This is a genomic window from Spirochaeta isovalerica, from assembly GCF_014207565.1.
Lineage (GTDB): Bacteria > Spirochaetota > Spirochaetia > DSM-2461 > DSM-2461 > Spirochaeta_F > Spirochaeta_F isovalerica.
The window spans coordinates 85,918-107,943 of sequence record NZ_JACHGJ010000006.1 but is presented as its reverse complement, the minus strand read 5'-3'; the positions used below and the strand labels follow the sequence as shown (position 1 = coordinate 107,943).

19 protein-coding genes are annotated in these 22,026 nt (G+C 47.2%); 7 read left to right on the top strand and 12 right to left on the bottom strand.

The genetic code is table 11. The features are described 5' to 3' along the window. Window position 1 precedes the first annotated feature (1 nt). Window positions 2-772, bottom strand: coding sequence for a phosphoribosylformimino-5-aminoimidazole carboxamide ribotide isomerase (gene hisA / locus HNR50_RS15080; protein WP_184747615.1), 771 nt, complete (start codon window positions 770-772; stop codon window positions 2-4). Window positions 773-791: 19 nt separating this feature from the next. On the opposite strand from hisA, the gene HNR50_RS15075 reads away from it, so the two are divergent. The 6 genes from HNR50_RS15075 (at window position 792) to HNR50_RS15050 (ending at window position 5,007) form a co-directional block, all read left to right on the top strand. After that, window positions 792-965 (top strand): hypothetical protein, encoded by a 174-nt coding sequence (locus tag HNR50_RS15075; RefSeq protein ID WP_184747614.1) that lies wholly within the window; start codon window positions 792-794, stop codon window positions 963-965. Between the two features lie 132 nt (window positions 966-1,097). Continuing rightward, window positions 1,098-1,304 carry a hypothetical protein gene (locus tag HNR50_RS15070; RefSeq protein WP_184747613.1) on the top strand — a complete coding sequence of 69 codons (207 nt, stop codon included), beginning with the start codon at window positions 1,098-1,100 and terminating at the stop codon, window positions 1,302-1,304. A gap of 27 nt (window positions 1,305-1,331) precedes the next feature. Beyond that, window positions 1,332-2,390, top strand: a complete 1,059-nt coding sequence (locus tag HNR50_RS15065; protein WP_184747612.1) for an ABC transporter ATP-binding protein — start codon at window positions 1,332-1,334, stop codon at window positions 2,388-2,390. Further along, window positions 2,374-3,186 carry an ABC transporter permease subunit gene (locus tag HNR50_RS15060; protein ID WP_184747611.1) on the top strand — a complete coding sequence of 271 codons (813 nt, stop codon included), beginning with the start codon at window positions 2,374-2,376 and terminating at the stop codon, window positions 3,184-3,186. The genes HNR50_RS15065 and HNR50_RS15060 overlap by 17 nt, the downstream gene beginning before the upstream one ends. Further along, entirely contained in the window at window positions 3,183-3,989 is an 807-nt protein-coding gene (locus HNR50_RS15055) for an ABC transporter permease (RefSeq protein ID WP_184747610.1), read from the top strand. Before HNR50_RS15060 ends, HNR50_RS15055 begins: the two co-directional genes overlap by 4 nt. After that, entirely contained in the window at window positions 3,964-5,007 is a 1,044-nt protein-coding gene (locus HNR50_RS15050) for an ABC transporter substrate-binding protein (RefSeq protein ID WP_221439897.1), read from the top strand. The genes HNR50_RS15055 and HNR50_RS15050 overlap by 26 nt, the downstream gene beginning before the upstream one ends. A gap of 59 nt (window positions 5,008-5,066) precedes the next feature. Here HNR50_RS15050 and HNR50_RS15045 read toward each other — a convergent pair whose 3' ends face one another. The 10 genes from HNR50_RS15045 to sppA all read right to left on the bottom strand — a co-directional run bounded on the left by HNR50_RS15045 (window position 5,067) and on the right by sppA (window position 18,546). Beyond that, on the bottom strand, window positions 5,067-5,633 hold the full coding sequence (locus tag HNR50_RS15045; protein WP_184747609.1) for a hypothetical protein: 567 nt from the start codon (window positions 5,631-5,633) through the stop codon (window positions 5,067-5,069). Window positions 5,634-5,648: 15 nt separating this feature from the next. Then, window positions 5,649-6,791, bottom strand: a complete 1,143-nt coding sequence (locus HNR50_RS15040) for an ABC transporter ATP-binding protein (protein ID WP_184747608.1) — start codon at window positions 6,789-6,791, stop codon at window positions 5,649-5,651. Then, window positions 6,792-7,868 carry an ABC transporter ATP-binding protein gene (locus HNR50_RS15035; protein WP_184747607.1) on the bottom strand — a complete coding sequence of 359 codons (1,077 nt, stop codon included), beginning with the start codon at window positions 7,866-7,868 and terminating at the stop codon, window positions 6,792-6,794. A gap of 67 nt (window positions 7,869-7,935) precedes the next feature. Beyond that, window positions 7,936-9,345 carry an ABC transporter permease gene (locus tag HNR50_RS15030; RefSeq protein ID WP_184747606.1) on the bottom strand — a complete coding sequence of 470 codons (1,410 nt, stop codon included), beginning with the start codon at window positions 9,343-9,345 and terminating at the stop codon, window positions 7,936-7,938. Then, the gene (locus tag HNR50_RS15025) at window positions 9,346-10,470 is read right to left on the bottom strand and encodes an ABC transporter permease (protein ID WP_184747605.1); all 1,125 of its coding nucleotides are present in this window, start codon (window positions 10,468-10,470) and stop codon (window positions 9,346-9,348) included. It lies immediately after the preceding gene. A 112-nt stretch (window positions 10,471-10,582) separates the two neighbouring features. Further along, a complete protein-coding gene (locus HNR50_RS15020) occupies window positions 10,583-12,442 on the bottom strand; it encodes an ABC transporter substrate-binding protein (protein WP_184747604.1) in 1,860 nt (619 codons plus the stop codon). A 289-nt stretch (window positions 12,443-12,731) separates the two neighbouring features. Further along, window positions 12,732-14,501 (bottom strand): M3 family oligoendopeptidase, encoded by a 1,770-nt coding sequence (locus tag HNR50_RS15015; protein WP_184747603.1) that lies wholly within the window; start codon window positions 14,499-14,501, stop codon window positions 12,732-12,734. Between the two features lie 97 nt (window positions 14,502-14,598). After that, window positions 14,599-15,579, bottom strand: coding sequence for a TAXI family TRAP transporter solute-binding subunit (locus HNR50_RS15010; protein WP_184747602.1), 981 nt, complete (start codon window positions 15,577-15,579; stop codon window positions 14,599-14,601). A 91-nt stretch (window positions 15,580-15,670) separates the two neighbouring features. Beyond that, complete coding sequence (locus HNR50_RS15005; protein ID WP_184747601.1) at window positions 15,671-16,702, bottom strand: DUF3187 family protein; 1,032 nt, start codon at window positions 16,700-16,702, stop codon at window positions 15,671-15,673. Further along, a complete protein-coding gene (gene sppA, locus HNR50_RS15000) occupies window positions 16,702-18,546 on the bottom strand; it encodes a signal peptide peptidase SppA (RefSeq protein ID WP_184747600.1) in 1,845 nt (614 codons plus the stop codon). Before sppA ends, HNR50_RS15005 begins: the two co-directional genes overlap by 1 nt. Window positions 18,547-18,651: 105 nt before the next feature. Between sppA and HNR50_RS14995 the strand changes: the two genes are divergently transcribed. Beyond that, window positions 18,652-20,919: an aconitate hydratase gene (locus tag HNR50_RS14995; protein ID WP_184747599.1), complete on the top strand. Its 2,268-nt coding sequence runs from the start codon at window positions 18,652-18,654 to the stop codon at window positions 20,917-20,919. A gap of 92 nt (window positions 20,920-21,011) precedes the next feature. Here HNR50_RS14995 and HNR50_RS14990 read toward each other — a convergent pair whose 3' ends face one another. Next, window positions 21,012-21,854 carry a CvfB family protein gene (locus HNR50_RS14990; RefSeq protein WP_184747598.1) on the bottom strand — a complete coding sequence of 281 codons (843 nt, stop codon included), beginning with the start codon at window positions 21,852-21,854 and terminating at the stop codon, window positions 21,012-21,014. Window positions 21,855-22,026 lie beyond the last annotated feature (172 nt).

Here is a 22,026-nt window from a genome sequence, read left to right as displayed (position 1 = left end):
TCTAGTATACACCTCTATTCTCCCGATTCCACTGAACAACGTCTCTATAGGCCAGGGAACCTCCGAAAATATCCAGAGCGCTGCCGATTGTCAGGTCAACCAGACCTCTGCCCAGCTCTTTGACTTTCTCCGCATCATTCAGGTCGCGGGCTCCTCCGGCATAAGTCACAGGGATGGAAGACCATCGGCCGAGATCTGACACTAGATCGGCTTCTATCCCTCCCCTCAAGCCTTCCACATCGGCGGCATGGATCAGAAACTCATCGCAATAGGATTCGAGAAGAGCGATGTTTTTCCTGTTTACGATAAAGTCGGTATATCTCTGCCAGCGGTCTGTAACGACAACATATTTACCATTTTGTTTCCGGCAGCTCAAGTCCAGAACAAGCCGCTTTTTCCCTATAAGCTTAACAAGTTCGTCCAGTCTGGTAAAATCGATTGCGCCATCGCGGAAGACCCAGGACGTGACAATGACATGGGACGCTCCGCGGTCGATCCAGAGCCGGCAGTTATCTCCGGTAATCCCCCCACCGATCTGCATACCTTCCGGCCAGATCTTCAGAGCTTTTTCCGCTTCATTATCATTTCCCGGACCGAGTTTTACGATATGTCCCCCGGTCATTTTATCGTCGCGGTATTGACGCGCATAATAGGACGCACCGCGGGAGGAAACGAAATTCTCCCTGGCGCTGTTATCTCTATCGGTCAGGGTTCCGCCGACTATCTGTTTGACTTTACCGTTGTGCAAATCTATACAGGGCCTGATTTTCATCTCTTTATCATATTTAATATTGACAGATTCCACAAGAAACCTTAAATATAAAACAGCTGAATCTATCGATGTACTCGGTACTCAGCCGCAGACCTACGGACCCTTCATGCTAACGGAAGTCTGCTGTCATCTTCATTATTATTATACCGGAACTGGTATAGGAGTTGCGCAGCACGATGCCGTTCACCAGTGAGAACGCATCTCAGGCTTTTAAAAAGCAAAAAGGGGATATTATTTCCCGAACAGATAAAGAAAAAGCCCGAGTACCCTTCTCATAAGCCGGTATGACTGATTTTGTCTGAATTTCAGTCGGAAAGGAGATTCTATGTCCCGTAAATTGTGGTTTATTAAAGAGGAGAGCGATGTTATCGCCGTTTTCGATGATAGAGATGTAGCCAAAGAGGAACTGGTCTATCTGAGAGAAGATGATCCGACAGGAGAGTACAAATTGTACGGCCTGGGAATGGAAGAGCTGGAAGACTACGGAGACGAGTACGATCTGGCCGCTTCCGAGGGATATATAGAAGACTGATAAAATATTCAGGGGGTGATGGGATAGTTGAAAAAGAATGAAATCCTTCGTATTTCGGGGCTGGCAAAGTCCTACGGCGGCCAGCGTGTGGTCGATAATATTTCGCTGTCGATCGACAGAAATGAATTTCTGACACTGCTGGGCCCGAGCGGTTGCGGTAAAACCACTACTTTACGAATGGTAGGCGGCTTTGAAACACCTGACGGGGGAGAGATATTCTACGAAAACCGGATTATAAACGCCATTCCCCCCTACCAGAGAAATATCAATACTGTTTTTCAGAACTATGCCCTCTTTCCCCACCTCAATGTAGGCGAAAATATAGCCTTCGGACTGCGATGTTCCAGGAAGCCGGAAAAAGAGATCAGAAGAAAAATCGGAGAGATGCTGGAACTTGTCAATCTTCCCGATTTTGAAAAGCGTTCCATTGCTTCCCTGAGCGGAGGGCAGCAGCAGCGCATAGCCATAGCACGGGCCCTGGTCAACGAACCCGGGCTTTTACTCCTCGACGAACCGCTCGGGGCGCTGGACCTCAAGCTCCGACAGGGAATGCAGAACGAGCTCAAGCGGATCCAGAAACAGGTCGGCATAACTTTTATTTACGTCACCCACGATCAGGAAGAAGCTCTTTCCATGTCCGATCATATCGCCGTGATGAACGGCGGAAGAATTCAGCAGTACGGTACGCCGGTAGATATCTATAACGAACCGGAAAATACTTTTGTCGCTGATTTTATCGGAGAGAGCAATATCATTCCCGGCACTATGAAAAAGGATTATCTCGTCTCTCTCGCCGGAAGGGATTTTACCTGTGTCGATAAAGATTTCAAAGAAAACGAAGAGATAAACGCCGTTATCAGGCCCGAGGATATCATAATCTGTTCCCCCGATGACAACGGGGCTCTGAGAGGAAAAGTGATCAGTACCATTTTCCGGGGGGTTCACTGGGAAATGACTGTTGAAACGGAACACTCAACCTGGCTTCTTCACAATACGGTCCAGGCCAGTCCCGGAGATAATATCGGATTGAATATAGAACCCGATGCCATTCACATCATGAGGAAAGACCGTGAAGAGCAGATTTAACCGATACGCCTGGCCTTATGCTCTCTGGGCTACGGTAATCATCGTCCTGCCTCTGATCGTCATAGTGGTTTTCAGTTTCCGCAAGAACGGCACTTTCACTCTGGAGGGGTACAGAATGTTTTTTACGCCCCTTTACCTGAAAGTTCTTCTGAAATCTCTTGAACTGGCACTGAAGGCGACACTTATCTGTCTGATTCTGGGCTATCCGATTGCCCTGCTGATCAGCCGGGAGGATGGCAAAAGCAAAAATACCCTTATGCTGCTGCTCATGCTGCCCATGTGGATAAATTTTCTCCTGAAGACCTATGCCTGGAGACCGATTCTGGGAAATACGGGTTTACTGAACAGCCTGCTGGAATTGTCCGGTCTGGAAAAGATTCAGTTTCTCTATACCGAGGGTGCGGTACTCCTGGGGATGGTTTACAATTTCATTCCCTTTATGATCCTGCCGATTCTATCGGTTCTCGATAAAATGGATCACAAACTGATTGAAGCGGCGAGAGATCTCGGAGCCGATAACCGGACAGTTTTTCTTAAAGTCGTTCTCCCCCTCTCTTTACCAGGCATCATCTCAGGAATTTCACTGGTTTTCATGCCTTCTGTCAGCACTTTCATCATCCCCATAATTCTCGGTGGGGGGCAGGATATGATGATCGGCAACCTGATAGAAAGACAGTTTCTGAAAGTCGGAAACTGGAATTTCGGCAGTTCCATCTCCGTCATTCTCATGCTCGTGATCTTAAGCACCATGATTCTGCTATCCCTTTTTGACAGAGAGAAAAGGGAGGAATCATGAAAAGAAAATACCTTCCCCACTGGCTGATTCTGTTACTGCTTGTTTTTCTCTATATGCCTATTCTCGTCCTGATCATCTATTCATTCAACGAGGGCCGTACCGGAGCGAAATGGACGGGTTTCACACTGAGATGGTACATGGAACTTTTCAGAGACAGAAATATTCTCAGAGCCATGGGTTACACGATTCTCATAGCTTTCATCGCCTCCACCTTTTCCACGATCGCAGGAACCATCACCGCCTGGGGCATAAGGCACATGAAGAGAAGATCATCGGGACTTCTGCTGTCCATTAACGATCTTCCTCTTCTGAATCCCGATCTCGTTACGGCCATATCACTAATGTCTCTCTATATCTTTCTGAAAATGACTTTCGGTTTTATGACTCTTCTCCTGGCCCATATCATGTTTTCCATTCCCTATGTCATTATAACCGTACTTCCCGTATTGAGACGCCTGTCCCGCCATCAGATGGAAGCGGCATTGGATCTGGGCGCCAGGCCAGTGGAAGCTCTGTTCAAGATTATTCTGCCCCAGCTCAAACAGTCGATTATTTCCGGATGGCTCATTGCCTTTACCATGTCAATTGATGATTTTGTGATTAGTTTTTTTACGACCGGCTCGGGCGTTTCCAATATCTCCATAGCTGTGTTCTCCATGGCTCGAAGAGGTATAAATCCCAAGATAAATGCATTATCTTCGCTAATGTTTGCAACGGTCATTGTACTGCTGCTTATAATTAATAAAAACAGAAAATCACGAAAGGAGGATTTGGCCATTGAAGAAAACATTCTTCTGCATTAAATCCACAGTCATAACAGTCATGTTATTCTCTCTTTTTTCCTGCGGTTCCGATAAGCCGGTATTGAATATCTATAACTGGGGAGATTACATCGACGAGTCGGTTATCAGCGATTTCGAAAAGGAATTCGAAGTCAAAGTCAATTATGAGCTCTTTGCTTCCAACGAAGAGATGTATGTAAAGATCAAACAGGGCGGAGGAAAATACGATCTGGCCTGCCCTTCCGATTACATGATTGAAAGAATGATCAATGAGGATCTGCTCAGCCCTCTGGATAAAGCAAATATTCCCAACATGAAACTGATCGGCGAATCTTTTCTCAATCTTCCTTTCGACAAAGGTAATCAATATTCCATCCCCTATATGTGGGGAACTTTGGGCATTCTCTACAACAGCGATAAAATCAGCGATCCGGTTGACAGCTGGGATGTTCTCTGGGATAAAAAATACTCGGGGAAAATCGGTATGTACAACAGCAGCCGGGACTCTTTCGCCGTTGCTCTGAAAAAACTGGGTTTTTCTCTGAACAGCACGAATACTGGGGAAATAGAACAAGCCAAAAACCTCCTCATCGAGCAGAAGCCACTTGTACTGGCCTACGGAGAAGACAATTTGAAAGATATGCTGGCCTCCGGGGAAATCGATCTGGCCCTTGCCTATTCAGGTGATTACGGGTGGATTATCGAAGAAAATCCCCAAATGGCCTATCGCGTACCTGATGAAGGTTCGAATATCTGGTTTGATAACTGGGTCATTCTCAAAAATACGGCCAATAAAGAGCTGGCTGAAAAATTTATCAACTTCATGTGCAGGGAAGACATAGCCTTAAGAAATGCCGATTATATCGGATATGCGACGCCTATCCCGTCAGTCAGAGATCAGCTCGACGATGAAGTGAAAAACGACGAAGCGATTTATCCGCCTCAGGCCGTAGTTGAAAAGTGTGAAGTTTATGTGGATTTGAAGGATTTCAATGAAGTGGTAGACCACGCCTGGACTGAGATCAAGGCTTCCAACTGAAATATAACGAGTATCGAATCCCCCGTTCCCGGGGGATTTTTTGTCTTTGCAGACTCAGGTCAATTATTACTCTCAGACAGGGGAATCCCGAGATAAGCCGACAGATAAGCGGCCGCCTGCTGGATTTCCTCTTTTGATGGGCCTTCGCATAGGGTAACCGTGCTTTCCTCCATCTCCAGACGAAGAGACACTTTGCTCCGTCCACGGGCCATAGCCGTACCGGCGGTTTGGGAAAAACGGGATCCTCCCATGCTTTCCCGGCTATAAATATGACCGTCCGAACGAATGAGAAATTTCGGTTTGCTGCCGAGGGGAAAGCTCTTCAGGGTCTTTGTAAATATTCCCAATGGCAAACCTATATTTCTCTGCAGTTCGCCAATGGATTTATCAATTGTAAATGATCGGACAGTAATGGTGACTCCGAGAGAAATCAGAATGAGAAGGAATGTGAAGAGAGTCCCGCCTATCCGGGCTGATGTAAAATCATAGGAAAAATCTATAGACAGGAAGACAGCTGTTGATAAAAAAAGAAAGATTATTAAATAGAGAAGGCGGCTTCTGCCGCCCAACTCTATTCTCAGGCTGTCTTTTCCGGATTCCTTTATACGAATATCCAGTTTAGCCATGTAATACCTGTATCCTTACTTCAATGGATTATGACAAGCATAAAGCCGTCCGGGTTCATGTTCTTTCAACTCCGGAGCTTCCCTCATGCAAATCTCAGTTTTGTACTTGCATCGCGGGTGGAAATAGCATCCGCTCGGAGGATTTACGGGGCTGGGAACATCGCCTTCCAGAGGAACCAGTTCGCTATCCAGTTCAGGATCAGCTACGGGAACCGAATCGAGAAGGGACCGGGTATAGGGATGGCGGGGAGATTCATATAATTCAACGCTTTCCGCCATTTCCACCATTTTTCCGAGATACATAACGGCGACTCTGTCGGAAATGTACTGAACGACACTTAGGTCATGGGCTATAAAGATATAGGTCAGACCGAATTCTTCCTGCAACTCAATCAGAAGATTGAGAACCTGTGCCTGTATGGAAACATCAAGCGCCGAAACGGGCTCATCGCAAACAATGACTTCGGGATTGACCGCCAGAGCGCGGGCGATACAGATTCTCTGTCTCTGTCCGCCGGAAAACTCATGGGGATACCGGTCAGCTGCCGCTTTGGGAAGCCCGACTTTCTGGAGCAGATCAGAGACGAGCCTGTCCACTTCTTCCCCTTTCATCATTCCGAACTCTCTCACGCCTTCGGAAATGATATCCTTTACAAGCATCCTGGGATTGAGAGATGCCCAGGGATCCTGAAATACCATCTGAACTCTCTGACGGCTTTTCTTGAGTGTCTCCCTGTCCATGACAAGGAAATCCTTATCCCTGGCCTTTGCATCGGCTTTGCCTTTAATCTCTTTGATTTCTCTATTGAGTGCCCTCTCTCTGGATTTATATCCTTTCGGCCTGGTTTTCAGAAGTTCCACCAGTTCATCCTGGAGAGCGAGATATTTTTTATCAAGGAGACCGATTCCCACCGTGTCCATATCTTCGGGATCGAGATAAACCCTTCCCCCATCCGCTTCATAAAGGCGGAGCAGCGTTCGGCCGACTGTGGTTTTTCCGCACCCGGACTCCCCTACCAGACCGAGAGTTTCACCTTTTTTAAGTTCAAAGGAAACTCCGTCAACCGCTTTCAGCATCAATTTCTTATTGGAAAAGGCGCTGGCCTTAACGGGGAAAATTTTTCTGAGATTTTCTACTCTGAGTATGGTTTCGCTCATTTATTTTCCCTCCTTTACTTTCTTAGCTGTAGATTTACCGTTTTTTCCGGCTTCTTCCTTCACCTGAATTTCATCGCTGTAAAGGAAACACCGAACCTGGTGCTCATCGGTCAGATCGATTAAAGCCGGTTCCGCTTCATGACATTTGGCCATGGCTTTTTTACAACGCGGTGCAAAACGGCACCCTTTGGGATAATTCCTCTGATCGGGCAGACTTCCTTCGATAGTTTTGAGAAAACGCCGTTTGCCGTCAGCTTCATATTTCCCCTCTCCGAGAACGGGAACTGAACTGAGAAGCCCTTCCGTATAAGGGTGTTTTGTATTTTTAAACAGCTCTTTAACCGGAGCCTGTTCCACGCAGACACCGGAGTACATGACCATGACCCTGTCAGTAAAGCTGGCGATAACAGCCAGGTCATGAGTAATGAAAATAGTCGCCGTATTCTGAGTTTCCTTCAGATCTTTCATAAGGTGAAGGATCTGTGCCTGAATCGTTACATCGAGAGCAGTCGTAGGCTCGTCGGCAATCAGTATCTCAGGCTGACAGGCCATGGCCATCGCGATCATGACACGCTGCCTCAAACCACCGGAAAGCTGAAAGGGATACTCGTTGACCCTTTCCTCGGGATCGGATATGCCGACCAGGTCGAGCAATCTTTCGCTTTCTTTGAGAGCTTCGTCCTGAGTCATCTTTCTGTGGAGCATGAGAACTTCGGAGATCTGGTACCCCACAGTGTAGACGGGATTGAGAGACGTCATGGGTTCCTGGAAAATCATGGAGATTTTGTTCCCCCTGATCTTCCTCATTCTCTCTTCGGTAGCAGTCACAAGGTCTTCCCCGTGAAAGAGGATTTCCCCCCCTTCTATTTTTCCGGGAGGAGACTGGATGAGCCGCATAATCGACATGGATGTGATGGATTTACCGCATCCCGATTCACCTACGATTCCGAGAGTCTCACCGGCGTTGACATAAAAGTCCACTCCGTCTACCGCTCGAACAGTATGATCATGGAGGTGGAAGTGTGTTTTCAGCCCTTTGACTTCAATTATCTTTTCGTTTTTTTCGTTATTTCCCATTTTTACATCATCCTCTTTTCTCGACGAACAGGGGTCATCGACGCTAACGCATCGCCCCTGTTATCTTTTAGTGTTTACTCTTCGGGTCAACCGCATCTCTGACACCGTCGCCGAAGAAATTCCATGCCATGATGGACAGGAAGATTGTGAAACCTGGGATAAGTATCCAGGGAAAGTCCTGAACGACTCTGTAGTTTCGGGCTACGGAGAGCATATTACCCCAACTGGACTGCGGTTCTGTAATACCCAGACCGAGAAGACTCAGAGCCGATTCACCGAGAATGTAACCGGGAATGGAGAGAGTCAGCTGGACAATGACAAAGGAGACCGTATTGGGAAGAATGTGCTTCACAATAATCTTGATATCGGAAAGTCCCATCGTCTTGGCACTGAGGACATAATCCTCATTTCTGAGAGAGAGAACCATTCCTCTGATAATACGGGCCAGCGATGCCCAGCTCACAAATGCCAGAATAATAATAATCAGCATATAAATCTGAATCGAGTTGAGCCCTGAAGGCAGAGAAGACCGCAATGTGAAGAGCAGATAAATGGAAGGAAAGGAAATGACGACTTCCGTAAATCTCATTAGTACAGAATCGACCCAGCCTCCGAAGAACCCGGAAATACCACCGATAATCAATCCGATGATAAAGGAAATGATGGATCCTACGATACCGACTGTCAGAGAGATTCTGGAACCATGGAGCAATCTGGAAAGAAGGTCACGGCCCAGTGCGTCTCCTCCGAAGAGAAAGAATCCGCCTGTTTCCGAACCGAAAAAATGAATGTCAGTTTTGAAAAGCCCCAGAAACTCATAGGGAATTCCTCGATTGAAAAAGCTGATAAAATTTTTGTTACCCTTAACCAGGTGAATGTCGAGAGATTCCTCTTTTCCGTTAACTTCTTTGGTTCCGATATTGAAAATCATGCTGGCGTCGGGATCGGAGCTTTTTTCCAGTTCGGCGATTGCCGCTTCCAGTCTTCCGGCGACTTCTCCGGTTGAAGAAATGCCGTAAAAGCTGGCCACTTCGGTAACAATGGTGTTCTTCCGCTCATTATAATCTTTCTGGTTGGCTATAGAACGCAACTCCGCTTTGCCGGGGATGGTTTCAATGGATATAGCGCGCATGGAATAAGGAGCGATTACACCGTATTTCTTAAAAGCGATGTTGACGATTTTCTGCTCGTAAACATAAGGTTTAAAACGGGTTTTCTCCCCGTCATTATAGGTCCAGTAAATTTTTGATGGAGGATGGTAGGATTTCATCTTATCAGTCCAGCCCATACTGTAAGGAGAAGCAAAGTCGGCAAGAAGAGCCAACGTATAAAACACGGCCAGGATGATGAATCCCAGATTTCCCAGTTTATGTTTTTTAAAGCGCCTGAGATAAACGGACCAGAGCCCCTCTTCTTTGTGGGCCAGTCCCTCTTTAAGCTCAAGCTGTTCGTTTTTATCTGTTTTTATATCACTCATTTATGAAATCCTCACTCTCGGGTCGACAATACCCAGAAGTATGTCGGCAATCAGGTTACCTATTACGAGCAGGGCGACTCCATAGACAAGGCTCCCCACAACCAGATAGAGGTCCTGGGACATGATTCCCTGGAGCATCAGAGATCCGAGACCGGGCCATGCCGTTACAGCTTCAACCAGAGCCGATCCTCCGAGGATATAACCGAACTGATAACCGAAAATGGTAATCATCGGGTTTATGGCATTTCTGAGCGCGTGTTTGTAAACAACAGTCTTTTCCGCCAGACCTTTTGCCCGCGCCGTGGTTATGTACTGCTGGCTCATTATCTCCAGCATATTGGCACGCATGATTCTCGTTAAGGAAGCCATATTTCTCGATGCCAGAACGAAAACGGGGATAGCCATGTGTCTGAGAAGGTCTATCGCTTTCTGGAAAACATTCATCTGAGCGACATCAACGCTCCACATTCCGCCGATAGGCAGCCAGCTTCCCGTACTGGAAACGAGAAAGATAAGAAGAAAGGCGGCAAAGAAACTGGGAAGCGCCAGTCCGATAAATGCGAGAACAGTAATAACCTGATCTCCCAGTTTGTACTGGTGAGTCGCGGAATAGATACCTGCCGGTATACTCAAACCCCAGGCAAGAATAATTGTCGAAATAGCCAGCGTCAGAGTGTTGCCCGCTCTCTGGCTGACCATCTGAAATACAGGGGTTCTATAATTTATGGAAAAACCGAAATCGAGATGAAGAGCGTTCCAGATATATCTGAAAAACTGAACATACCACTCTTTATCAAGCCCGAAGGCAGCCCGATAGCGGTCTACAGTTTCAGGTTTAAGGTTCGGGTTCAGGGTCATCTGGGTAAAAATATCCCCTGGGGCCAACTGTATGAGAAAGAATCCGATAGCCACGACCGACAGTACGATCGGGATCATATGGAGAAGACGTTTTCCGATAAAAAGTAATAAAACTCTGCTGAGCCAATAGCATCTGACAAGCCACATGGCCGTTTCAACGACTACAATTGAAAGAAACCAGTTTGTGCCGGTCAAGATCAATACAGCTATCAGAATAAGGTCGGCAAGTAAGGATAAACGTACGTAAAAATCCTTGTTCTTGTTCATAGATTTTTTGTCCTTAGAAAACGCTCCCCTCCCCGTAAGGGGAAGGGAACAGTGAATTATTTTTTAATTAAGCCAGTAAGGCCGGTAATATTACGCTCCGGGAAGCGGAATATTATTTCCAGTAGAGATACTGGATGATTCCCGCCCAACCCATATTATCGATAGGTCTGGGCTGAATGTTTCCGAGTTCTTTGTCATAGGCATGCATAGCAGCTGCGTTGAAAGTGTAGATCCAGGGGAGCTCGTCCGCCCATACTTCCTGAATTGTCTGCCAACCGCGTTTTCTCTGAGCTTCGTCAGTTGTGTTGTTGGCAACTTTCCATGCATCGTCTACAACTCTTTCCCAGTCTCTTCTCGGTTTTTCCTGATTGGGTTCATTCATGTGGAGGTTACCGTTTGAGGGGTAAACGTTGGAGCCGCTGATGGGGTCAACAGAACCAGTGAGACCGATAAGAATGATATCCCAGTTATCTCCACCGAGAAGTTTTCCTACCATAGTGTTGAAGTCTTCAGGCTGGAAGTTTACTTCAACACCGACTTTTCTGGCTTCCTGAGCGAAGAGTTCGCCGATAGCTTCTCTTACTCTGTTTCCGGCGTTGGTAGTCATTCTCAATGAGATTTTTCTACCTTTGTCATCTTCTCTGATGCCGTCGCCGTCCGTATCAGTCCATCCGAGCTCGTCGAGAATTTTCTTGGCCTGTTCGGGGTTGTATTTGAAAGCTTTGTTGTCAACATCGTCCCAGTAGTAGGGGCTGAACCGGGGTACGAAAGAGTACTGGGGATAGCCGAAACCGTAAGCGATATTGTTAATGATTGTCTGTCTGTCCACGACGTGAGCCATAGCCTGTCTGAACAGCTTATTGTTGTTCCAGTAGAGAACTTCTTCAGGAGTTTCAACAGCGTTGTAGTTCTGGTTGAAAGTAATGAACTGGGTTGAAGTTACAGGTCCGACATTGTAGATATCGAAACCGAGAGCTTCTTTTTTGTCGATGAGAACAGCGTAGTCTTCACCCCTGAGAGCGTAGAAATCGGTTTCTCCGGACTGGAATTTGGCGAGCTGAGTATCCTGATCCGCTACGATAAGCATTACCAGTTCATCCAGGTAGGGGAGCTGGTTGCCTTTAGCGTCTTTTTCATAGTAGTAAGGGTTCTTTTTCAGAACGATCTTCTGGGAAGGAACATACTCGGAGATAACGAAAGGTCCGTTACCAACAATTTCTGTCACGTTCGCATCAACACCCCAGAAAGAGGTGAGAGCCGAGTAATCGATACCTTCAGCTTTCTTTTCAACAACTTCTCCGTCTACGACATCATACTCGTAGTCATATCCGTCAGCTTCTGTCCATCCGATAACTGGTCCGAGGATGTGGCGGGGATAGGGGTTGGAGTTACTGATGGAGAGCATACCGGCGTATACCGTATCCGCAGTGATGGAAAAAGTATAGTCATCGATCAGCTTCACTTTAACGGGAAGGTCGTTTACAAACATTCCGTCTCTTGAGTTGGAGCCTACGTCTTCTCTCAGCATAACATGGTTGTATGCGAAAACGAAGTCCTGCGCTGTCAGAGGTTTACCGTCAGACCATTTCATACCTTTGCGGATATGGTGGGTGATAGTTTTCTGATCGGCAGAAAATTCCCAGGATTCGGAAGCCATGGGCTGCCATTCCAGATCGTCCTGAGCTCTGCTTACAAGAGGTGTGTAGAGTCTGTAGGTGATGTCAGTTGAAGAGGTTTCAGAGGCAACACCGTCGAAAAATGTTTTGGGATCGCTTACAACGGAAATAATGAATTGTCCGCCGGCTTTACCGACTTCGTAATCCCCGTAGTTAACTTCTGTTACACCTTCAAACTGTGATTCCTGTTTTGCATCTTCTTCGACAACTACTTCCTGACCGCCACCAGCGAAAACACTGAAGGAAGCACAAAGCATAAATGTTGATACCAGTGCAATTGCTTTTCTTCGAATCATTCAAATCTCCTTTCTTTTTTTGAAATATCACTTGGAAAATGATATCTTTAACAAGTGATTATAAGTTGTTCCAAACCGTACATCAAGCTGTTTTTCAAGTTGATAAAATCTGTGTTTTAAATGGCTTTTTAAATGAAATCCTTAAAAAACAACTTTAATAATTACGATTTACATAAATAGTACCACTGCTTTTCTTCAACTGTCGATGGTTTTTTGAATTTTATATAAGGCCTTATAATATAAAAAAGCCGTCGAACATCGACGGCTCCACAAAAAATCGGTCTACCTGTCAGGATATTTTCAGAAAAGTCTCAATATTCTGAGCTACAATATCCAGCGAAGATTTCCAGAAGTCCTCAGTCCTGACATCGATTCCCATACGGGCGGCCACATCTGCGATATTATTGCTGCCTGTTGCCCTGAGCAGCTCATTGTAACTTTCAATAAAGGGTTCTCCCCTCTTGAGATATTCGGCGTATAAACCTTTGGCGAAAAGAAGCCCGAAGGCGTAGGGGAAATTGTAGAAGTTGGCATCGCTGTAGTAATAGTGGGGCTTGCAGACCCACATATAGGGATGCAGCCAATCGGGATCCAGACCATCGCCGTATGATCCTTTCTGCCCGTTGATCATAGCCTGCTGCATCTCTTCTACGGAAAGGGAACTGTCTTTTCTTTTCTCGAAGAGCTCTGTTTCGAAAAGATAACGGCTGTAAATATCGACAATAACCTGAGTGGCATCGGAAATGGAACTTTCCAGTATGGTGAAAGCCTGTTTCTCATCGGCTTCCTTCAAAGCGGCGTTGACAACTATCGTTTCACAGAAAATCGATGCGGTTTCGGCCAGCGGCATGGGATAATCGGAATTGATATATGTCTCATTCCTGAGACAATGGCCGTGATTAGCATGTCCCAGTTCATGAGCCAGGGTCGTAACGTCGGAAAAGCTTCCGGTAAAATTAGACATAACCCGGCTTTCTCCGATAACGTGGAGATTGGCGCAGAAAGCTCCTCCCCTTTTTCCTTCTCTCGGTTCGGCGTCGATCCAGTTCCGCTCGAACGCACTGTCTGCGAAGTCCGCCAGCTCATCACTGAAATTCCTGAAGTTCTTTACAATAAATTCTCTGGCTTCGCTATATGTGAAAGTCATGTCCGACTCGCCCATAGGCGCGAATAGGTCGAAGAAAGGCAATCCGTTTTTATGCCCCAGAAGCTCCCCTTTCTTTTTCAGATACTTTCTGAATGAGGGAAGAGACTTTTTCATCGCACCGAGCATGGCGTCCAGAGTGGCTTTGTCCATACGCGATTCTTTTAAGGTCATCTCCAGGGGGGACTCATATCCTCTCAATTCACAGCTGGTTATGACTTCGCCTTTTACGCCATTGAGAGATGCTGCGGCGGATTCGGTGATTTTACTGTAAGAGTCCAATTCCGCTTCATAAGCTTTCTTCCTCGTCCGGGCATCTTTGTCATAAGCCATATTCCGGACAACCGGAAGGGGAAGACTTTTCCTCTCACCATCAATTTCGATTTCCACCAGATGGTTTGAAGTGAGGACATTCCAAAGCTGGGACCAGGAATTGGAACCGGTATTTTTCATTTTCGCCATGGCGACTTCCACATCGTCCGAAAGCATATAACGGCTTTTTTCGACCAGTTCGGTGAGGTAGAAACGGTGGGTCTGCAGGTAGGCGGATGATTCTATCAGACCGGACAGATTTTCGACTCCGGGCAGCCATTTGATAAAAAGTGTCTGAGCTTTAGTGAGCCCGGACATTTTCACTTCCAGAATTTCCTCATATTTACGGGCCCTGCTGTCCGAGGCGTCAACACTGAACCTGAGACCGGCGAATGAGCTCAATCTGGAATAGGTATGCCCCAGAATGACTTCCCTTTCGAGCCACCAGGTTATTTTTTCCAGTGCATTGACTTTATCGTTGAGCTTCTCTTCCGCCCAGGAAGCTGTCTCTTCGATAAGTTTATCGATCATAGCAAGATCGTTTTTAAACTCGACGCTGTCAAAAGATGTGTACAGATTGTCGAGATTCCATCTCATTTCCATTAAAAAACTCCTTTATGAATTATCTTTCTTACATAGGTTTGATGAGAACTATAGCACAGTATATATATTCTGTAAAAACAGGTTTCCCCGTGAAATTCTATTTCAACCCGGCTTCCCGGTAGTACTTCATGGCGCCATCGTGAATCGGCGCGGTCAGTCCGTCGAGCATGTTTTCTCTTGTAAGCAAACCATAAGCGGGATGAAGGGTTTTGAACTCTTCAAAATTATCAAAGATCTCTTTTGTAACAACATAAACGATATAGTCAGGAACATCGGAAGAAGTGCAAAGCGTAGCTTTAACCCCATAAGTCGGAATGTTTTCCTCATTAGCCGCATTGGGATAGAATTCTATGGGGATTTCCGATTTGGCGTAATAACTGTATTTATCGAGTAGGTTCTGAATATCGGTAACGGGAATAAATTTAACGGCCCGGCGCCCCGCTGTCGCTTCTTTGAAGGAACTGCTCGGATGTCCAACCGTATAAAAATAAGCGTCGATTCTCCCTTCCTGCAGCATTTTTGCCGCTTCGGAAGCTTTCATTCCCTCCGCTATCAGATCGGTTTCCCAGTTAATACCGCCATTCTCCAGTGCATCAATGGCATTTCCCCTGTTTCCGGATCCGGGATTCCCGATATTGACGGTTTTTCCCTTCAGATCGCTAATGCTTTCAATTCCGGCGTCTACGGCGGCCAGGATGGTCACCGATTCGGGATGAATGGAGAAAACCGATCGCAATTTTTCCTGCGGCCCCGATTCGCTCCATTCGGCCTCGCCTCTGTATGCCTGGGCCTGACGGTCCGACTGAACGATTCCGAATGCCATATCGCCATTCATTATGGCATTGATATTAAATACCGATCCGCCTGTCGATTCCGCCGAAACGTTGAGATTATACTCGTTGGATTTTTTATTTACGATAGTGCTTATGGCTCCGCCCGTCGGGTAATATACGCCGGTGACTCCGCCCGTTCCTATGGAGACATAGGTCCGGGGAGAAGATTTCTCCTCCGATTCGCCTTTGCAACCTGTCAGAAGCAAAACCGTTGTAACAATCAACAGTATAATTTTTATCCTCATATCCGGCTCCCCGGGAAAACTATGATGGGTTCTCCTGTCTCCATTAAAGGATAGTACACTTCAGGACGTTTTTGCCATAAAGAGGTTCGCTTCAGTACAGGTCGAAGGATGTGGATAGAGTAAGGTTCGCGATAAGATCGGCCCCGTTGTTAGTAAAGGCATCCTCTTCCAGATTGAACTGGATTTTAACCGGACCGGCTTTCCAGATAGCTCCGAAAAGGATGTTTGTCATAGGCTGAATAAGTTTAGCCGTGTAGGTGATGTTTTCCGGAACCGTTACACCTTCAGCGATCGGAGACGTATTGAGTTTAAACTGCAGAAGAAGCGAAAAGTTTTCCGTCACCATAAACTCCGATGCCGCCATGAGGTGAAACACAGGAAGAGGATATTCCGATTTTCCGGCCAGGAGCTGGCCGGGCAGAACAATCCCCGTCTCCAGAAAAAACGCGAATCGTTTGAAAAAGTGAAAATCTGCCAGAAGGGCCAGTCCCAGATCGGCATAACCGGAGCCGCTGATATTTTCCATCGCCCCTGTGGGTAGCTTCAGGGCGCCCCATAAAGCCAGATCCATTGCGCTTATATTCAGGAAGGACCATTTCACAAAGAGATCCGTGTCGCCAATGGCCGTCAGATTATCATCGAGAAAAAGATCGATTCCCGAAGTGGTGTGTATGCTGATATACACATCGTTTTGAGGAAAACTCTCCCTCCCGCCGTTGGGAAACCCGAAAAGTTCGTGAAAAGCTTCAAAAACGCTATCGAAAATACCGCCGTAATAAAAGTGTAATCGCGAAGTTATCCCCGCTTCAAGACTGTCCAGAGGATTAAAAGAGAGCGTCGGCTCCAGTACATATCCTTCGTAATCGGTAAATCTCTCCATCAGATACCCGCCGGTGGAAACAGAATGAAACTCGGAGACGATATCCTGAACGTAATACTGAGCGAGCGTGACATTTAATGAACCTTTTTCTCCCGATGCCGCCCCTTCTCCGGGAAAAGAATAGAACGGGATAAAGGGGACATAATAGTTCTTACTCCGCAGCGGGCCCTTAGGTTCAAATGAAAAGAGAAGGACAGGTGCATATAATAATGTAAAAACGACAAGTATTTTTTGTAGATCCATTATTGAAAATTCAACTCCGTCAACGCATAAATTCCTGAAGGATCATTCAGCTCCTCAAGATTGCGCAGTTTTTTGATTACGGGGTTTTCCGCCACTGTGAAAAAGCCCGACAGATCAGCTGCGAAACTTCTGATTACAGCCTTATCGAGAAGCGCAGTGAGCATCTGATCTCCAAAGGGGATTTCCTGGCGGACGAACTCGGTTGCATAAGATCCTTCATCCAGACCGGCCAGTAATGCGGCGGACTTTACAGCTTCATCCAGACCTCCCAGTTTATCGACAAGCCCTAAATCTCTCGCCTGAACGCCGCTCCAGACCCGCCCCTGAGCAACGGCATCGACTTCATCTACCGTCATCCCTCTGACGAGAGAGACATATCCGAGAAACTGCCTGTAAATAAAATCGACCGATTGCTGGAAGATGTCTCCCACACGGGGATCGAGTTCACGGTCGCTTCTCATGCCACCGGCCAGCCAGGTCGTGCCCACTCCGTCGACATTGACGCCCAGATATTCCTTCAGGGGATCCTGATAGGTCGCGACAAGGGAAAAAACGCCAATCGATCCCGTTATGGTCGTCGGCTGGGCCCAGATCTCATCGGAGGCCGTGCTGATCCAGTATCCTCCGGAAGCCGCAACAGACCCCATGGACACGATAACCGGAACACCTGAGTCTCGGAGCCGCTGCAGCTTCCTCCTGATGATTTCCGAAGCAAAGGCACTGCCGCCGCCGCTGTCGACCCGGAGCACAAGAGCTTTATAGGAGTTATCAAACTGAACGGCTTCTATGAGTTCGGATAGGGAATCCCCCCCGATATTTCCCGGATCCTCATAACCGTGGTATATGGTGCCGCTGGCATTGATAACGGCTACTTTATCTCCTTCCGGCGCAAATAGATCGCGCTCGAGAACGAGGTAATCATTGTAATAAATCTGATTGTAGGATCCGTATTCAAGAGAGTATCCGCAGAGATCGATCAACCGGTCCTGGATTTCCGAACGGTCCATTAAACCGTCCAGCAGGGAGACGCGGACAGCCGCCCTGACGGAATTTCCTCCGGCTTCATCGAGGAGGCGCACATAATCATCGATAAACCGATTGAATTTATCCGGGGTTATGGAACGGCCCGATGAGACTGTCTCCACATAATGATTCCAGAGGTCCCCGCTCCATTTCCTATTGGCTTCCCTGGCTTCATCGGACATGGACGACCGGGTATAGACTTCTCCGTAGGATTTGTATTTGCCCGCATGGAAATAATTCACATCGACGCCGAGCCGTTCGAGACCTTCTCCGTAATACCAGTTGTAAAGGGAAAATCCCTGTATGAAAAAATCTCCCAGAGGGTCGGCGTATATTTCATCGGCAGCCGATGCCAGATAATAATTAACCTGATCGTAATAGTCCGAGTAGGCTATGATTGTTTTTCCCTCTTCCCGGAACCGCAGGAGAGCCTGGCGGATTTCGGTCAACGCCGCCATTCCGGCGCTTTCCATGAACCGGAGATCGAGGTAGATCAGGCTGATTCGCGAATCGGTCCGGGCCCGGTCAATGGATTCGAGGACATCCCATAAAAGTGTTTCGCTTTTCACATATCCGTTGATGCTCCGGAAAGCCTGATTGAGATCCGTTCCGGATAGCTCCTCCACGACCGCTCCCTCTATATCGAGAACCATTGCGTTGCTATCTCCATGGAGGACTATTTTTTCCCCGGAAAATAAGCCGATGAGAAGAAGAACCAGAATGCCCCAGAAGAGGATATTTATTATAACCAGTCTTATGGTATTAAAGGGTCTGAAGATTTTATTTATATAATAGAAAAAGTTCTTTTTTCTGTTTTCCATTTTCCGGTACTCCGTTAAAGTAGTATGGGAGTATACTACATCTAAAACAAATTAAAAAAAAGGGCGTATATACTTTTGAGCCCGAGCGATTAAAGGAGCTTTTTTATGGCGGAAATGAAAACGACGGCAGATCAGGTGAAGAAAACCTACTCCACTCAATCTGAAAATCTGAAAGTGATCCGGAAACGGCTGAACCGGCCGCTGACACTGACTGAGAAAGTCTTTTACGGACATCTGATCGACCCGGAAAACCAGAATCTGACCAGAGGAAAAAGCTTTCTTCTCCTTCAGCCGGATCGTGTTGCCATGCAGGATGCCACCGCCCAGATGGCACTGCTCCAGTTTATGCTGACGGGTCGTGAAGAGTCAGCTGTTCCGGCGACGACCCATTGCGATCACCTGATAAGAGGACGCGAGGGCGAGGCTCATGATATGAGTACAGCTCTTGATGAAAACAAAGAAGTTTACGATTTCCTCTCCTCTGTTTCCAGCCGTTACGGTATCGGTTTCTGGAAACCCGGAGCCGGAATCATCCATCAGGTTATTCTTGAAAATTACGCCTTTCCCGGTGGCCTGATGATCGGTACGGACTCTCATACGCCCAATGCCGGCGGATTGTCCATGGCGGCCTGCGGAGTCGGCGGGGCCGATGCCTGCGATGTCATGGCGGGACTGCCCTGGGAAGTGAAAAATCCCGGAATCACAGGCGTTAAACTGACAGGAAAACTTAACAGCTGGTGTTCGCCCAAAGATGTCATTATCAACCTCATCGGGGAACTGACTGTAAAAGGCGGTACCAACAGGGTTATGGAGTACTTCGGAGAAGGATGCGATACCATCAGCTGTACGGGAAAAGCCACCATAACCAATATGGGCGCGGAACTGGGAGCCACCTGTTCCCTATTCCCCTACGATAAAAATATGGATATCTATCTCCGCGCCACAGGAAGAGCCGACCTGGCCGATCTCGCTGCGGCGAATAAAGAAAACCTGCTGGCCGACGGCGAAGTCTACAGCAAGCCGGAGGATTACTACGACCAGATAATCGAAATCAATCTTTCCGAACTGGAACCGCACCTGACCGGTCCCCACAGCCCCGACGCGGCCGTAACCATCAGCGAAATCCGCAAGAAGGCGGAAGAAGGCGAATGGCCCCTCGAAGTATCGGCAGCGCTTATCGGCTCCTGTACCAACTCGTCCTACGAAGATCTTGCCAAAGCGGCTAATCTGGCGGAGCAGGCTGTCAAAGCAGGTCTGAAAATGAAAGTTCCCTTCTTCATTTCCCCCGGATCAAATGTTGTCAAAGACACGACGGAACGGGACGGAATTCTGGAGATCCTGCAGAAAGCGGGTGGAACCGTTCTGGCCAATGCCTGCGGCCCCTGTATCGGACAATGGGACAGACAGGGAATCGAAATGGGTAAGAAGAATACCATCGTCAACAGTTTCAACAGAAACTTCCGCGCCAGAAACGATGGGAACAAAGCAACCCTTTCTTTCATAGGCGGTCCGGAAATGGTTACCATGATTGCCTTCACCGGCAACCTGGACTTTAATCCTTCAACAGATTCGATAAAAACTCCCGACGGGGGAGAGTTCCGCTTTTCGGCACCCCAGGCGCCGTCTCTGCCTCCCAAAGGGTTTATAACTGACACGTCGGGATTTCAGATGCCTGAAGGTAAAGGCGTGGAGGTAATCGTCAGAGAAACCTCCGATCGTCTCCAGCTTCTCAAGCCCTTTGTGCCCTTCAAACCGGAAGAACTGAAAGATATGTATGTGCTCTGCAAAGCCAAAGGCAAATGCACGACCGACCATATCAGCCCCGCCGGCAAGTGGCTCAAATACAGGGGTCACCTGGAAAATATCTCCGGAAATATGCTCACCGGTGCAACGAACTACTTTACAGGAGAAATCGGTACCGGGACGAACCTCCTGACCGGAGAGAAGAACATCGCTTTCTCCGATACAGCTGCGGGCTATCGCGATGCCGGCCACCCCTGGATTATAATCGGCGATGACAATTACGGAGAAGGTTCGAGCCGTGAGCATGCCGCCATGAGTCCCCGTTTTATGGGCGGCGCTGCCGTTATTGCGAAAAGTTTTGCGCGAATCCACGAGACGAATCTTAAAAAACAGGGAATTCTGGCTCTGACCTTTGCTGATTCCAATGATTATGACTGCATCGAAGAGCAGGACAGGATAACTTTAGAAGGCCTTGACAGCTTCGCGCCGGGCAAACAACTCAAAGCAGTTGTAATCCACAGCGACGGATCAAAGGACGATATGCTGCTCAACCACACATACAATGATGAGCAGATAGTCTGGTACAAAGCCGGTTCAGCTCTCAATGCTCTGAGAGACGCCAACGGCTAATAGTTCACTATAAATAAAAAGGCTGCTGCAAAGAATAATCCCTGCGGCAGCCTTTTTTTAAATCCCTTCAATGCCCTTGTCCGGCGGGGGGATTATTTCTTTTTGGTTTTCAGTTTAATCCCCTCATCTGTCAGCTCTATCAACCCTTTCGCCATAAGATTACCAACAGATTTTTTAAATAGCTTCTTGCTGATATTGAGAGTGTTTTTTATCTCATCCGGCTCGCTTTTATCGTGGAGAGGGAGAAATCCTCCGGCTTTTTTCAAAGCTTTGTACACCTCGTCCTGTGTGTCGAGAACGGAGTTCCAGCCCTTTCTCTTGAAGGAGATATCGATTTTACCATCCTCTCTTACCTTGACGACATAGCCGGTCATTCTCTGTCCGACATAGGGCTCCCTGTAGACTTCTGCTTTGTAAACCAGTCCCACATAACTGTTGTCAACGAGAACCCTCGTGCCCAGATTTGAAGTATCCATGGCAATGAGAGAGACTTTCTGTCCCTCCTTCAGCATTTCCACCTGATCGTCTTTCAGATATTTCTTCCAGTCCGCGTCGGCGACGACGCCGCTCATTTCATGATTGTCCACAACTCTTACCAGGATTTTCTCGCCCGGTTTAACGGCTTTAACCATCAGTCTTTCCGGAAGAAAAAGGTCTTTTTTAATTCCCCATTCCAGAAAAGCCCCGAATTTCTCCACAGTTTTAACGACCATATAGGCGAACTGCCCTACTACGGCAGATGGTTCAGCGGTGGTTGCCCTCAGCGCGTCTCTCGTATCGTTAAAGACAAAAACCCGGATGACATCCCCCTCCCGGGCTCCATCGGGGATTTCCCGTTTGGGAAGGCCGATATCCTGTCCTTCAGCTTCGAGCCAGGCTCTGTCCTTTGCGATTTTCTTTAGTTTCAGTTTATTGTAATCGCCTATTTTAAGCATTTTAACTTCCTGTATTTCATTAGTCAGAAATGGATAATCACATAAATAGCTGTGATGTTCAATATCTTAGATCATAAGTCCCCGGGAAAAGAAATGGAATAGGAAATTTATGTTTAATGCATATCTAATATAAATATTAATGAAATTTAATTAGACACAAATCTTAATTTGA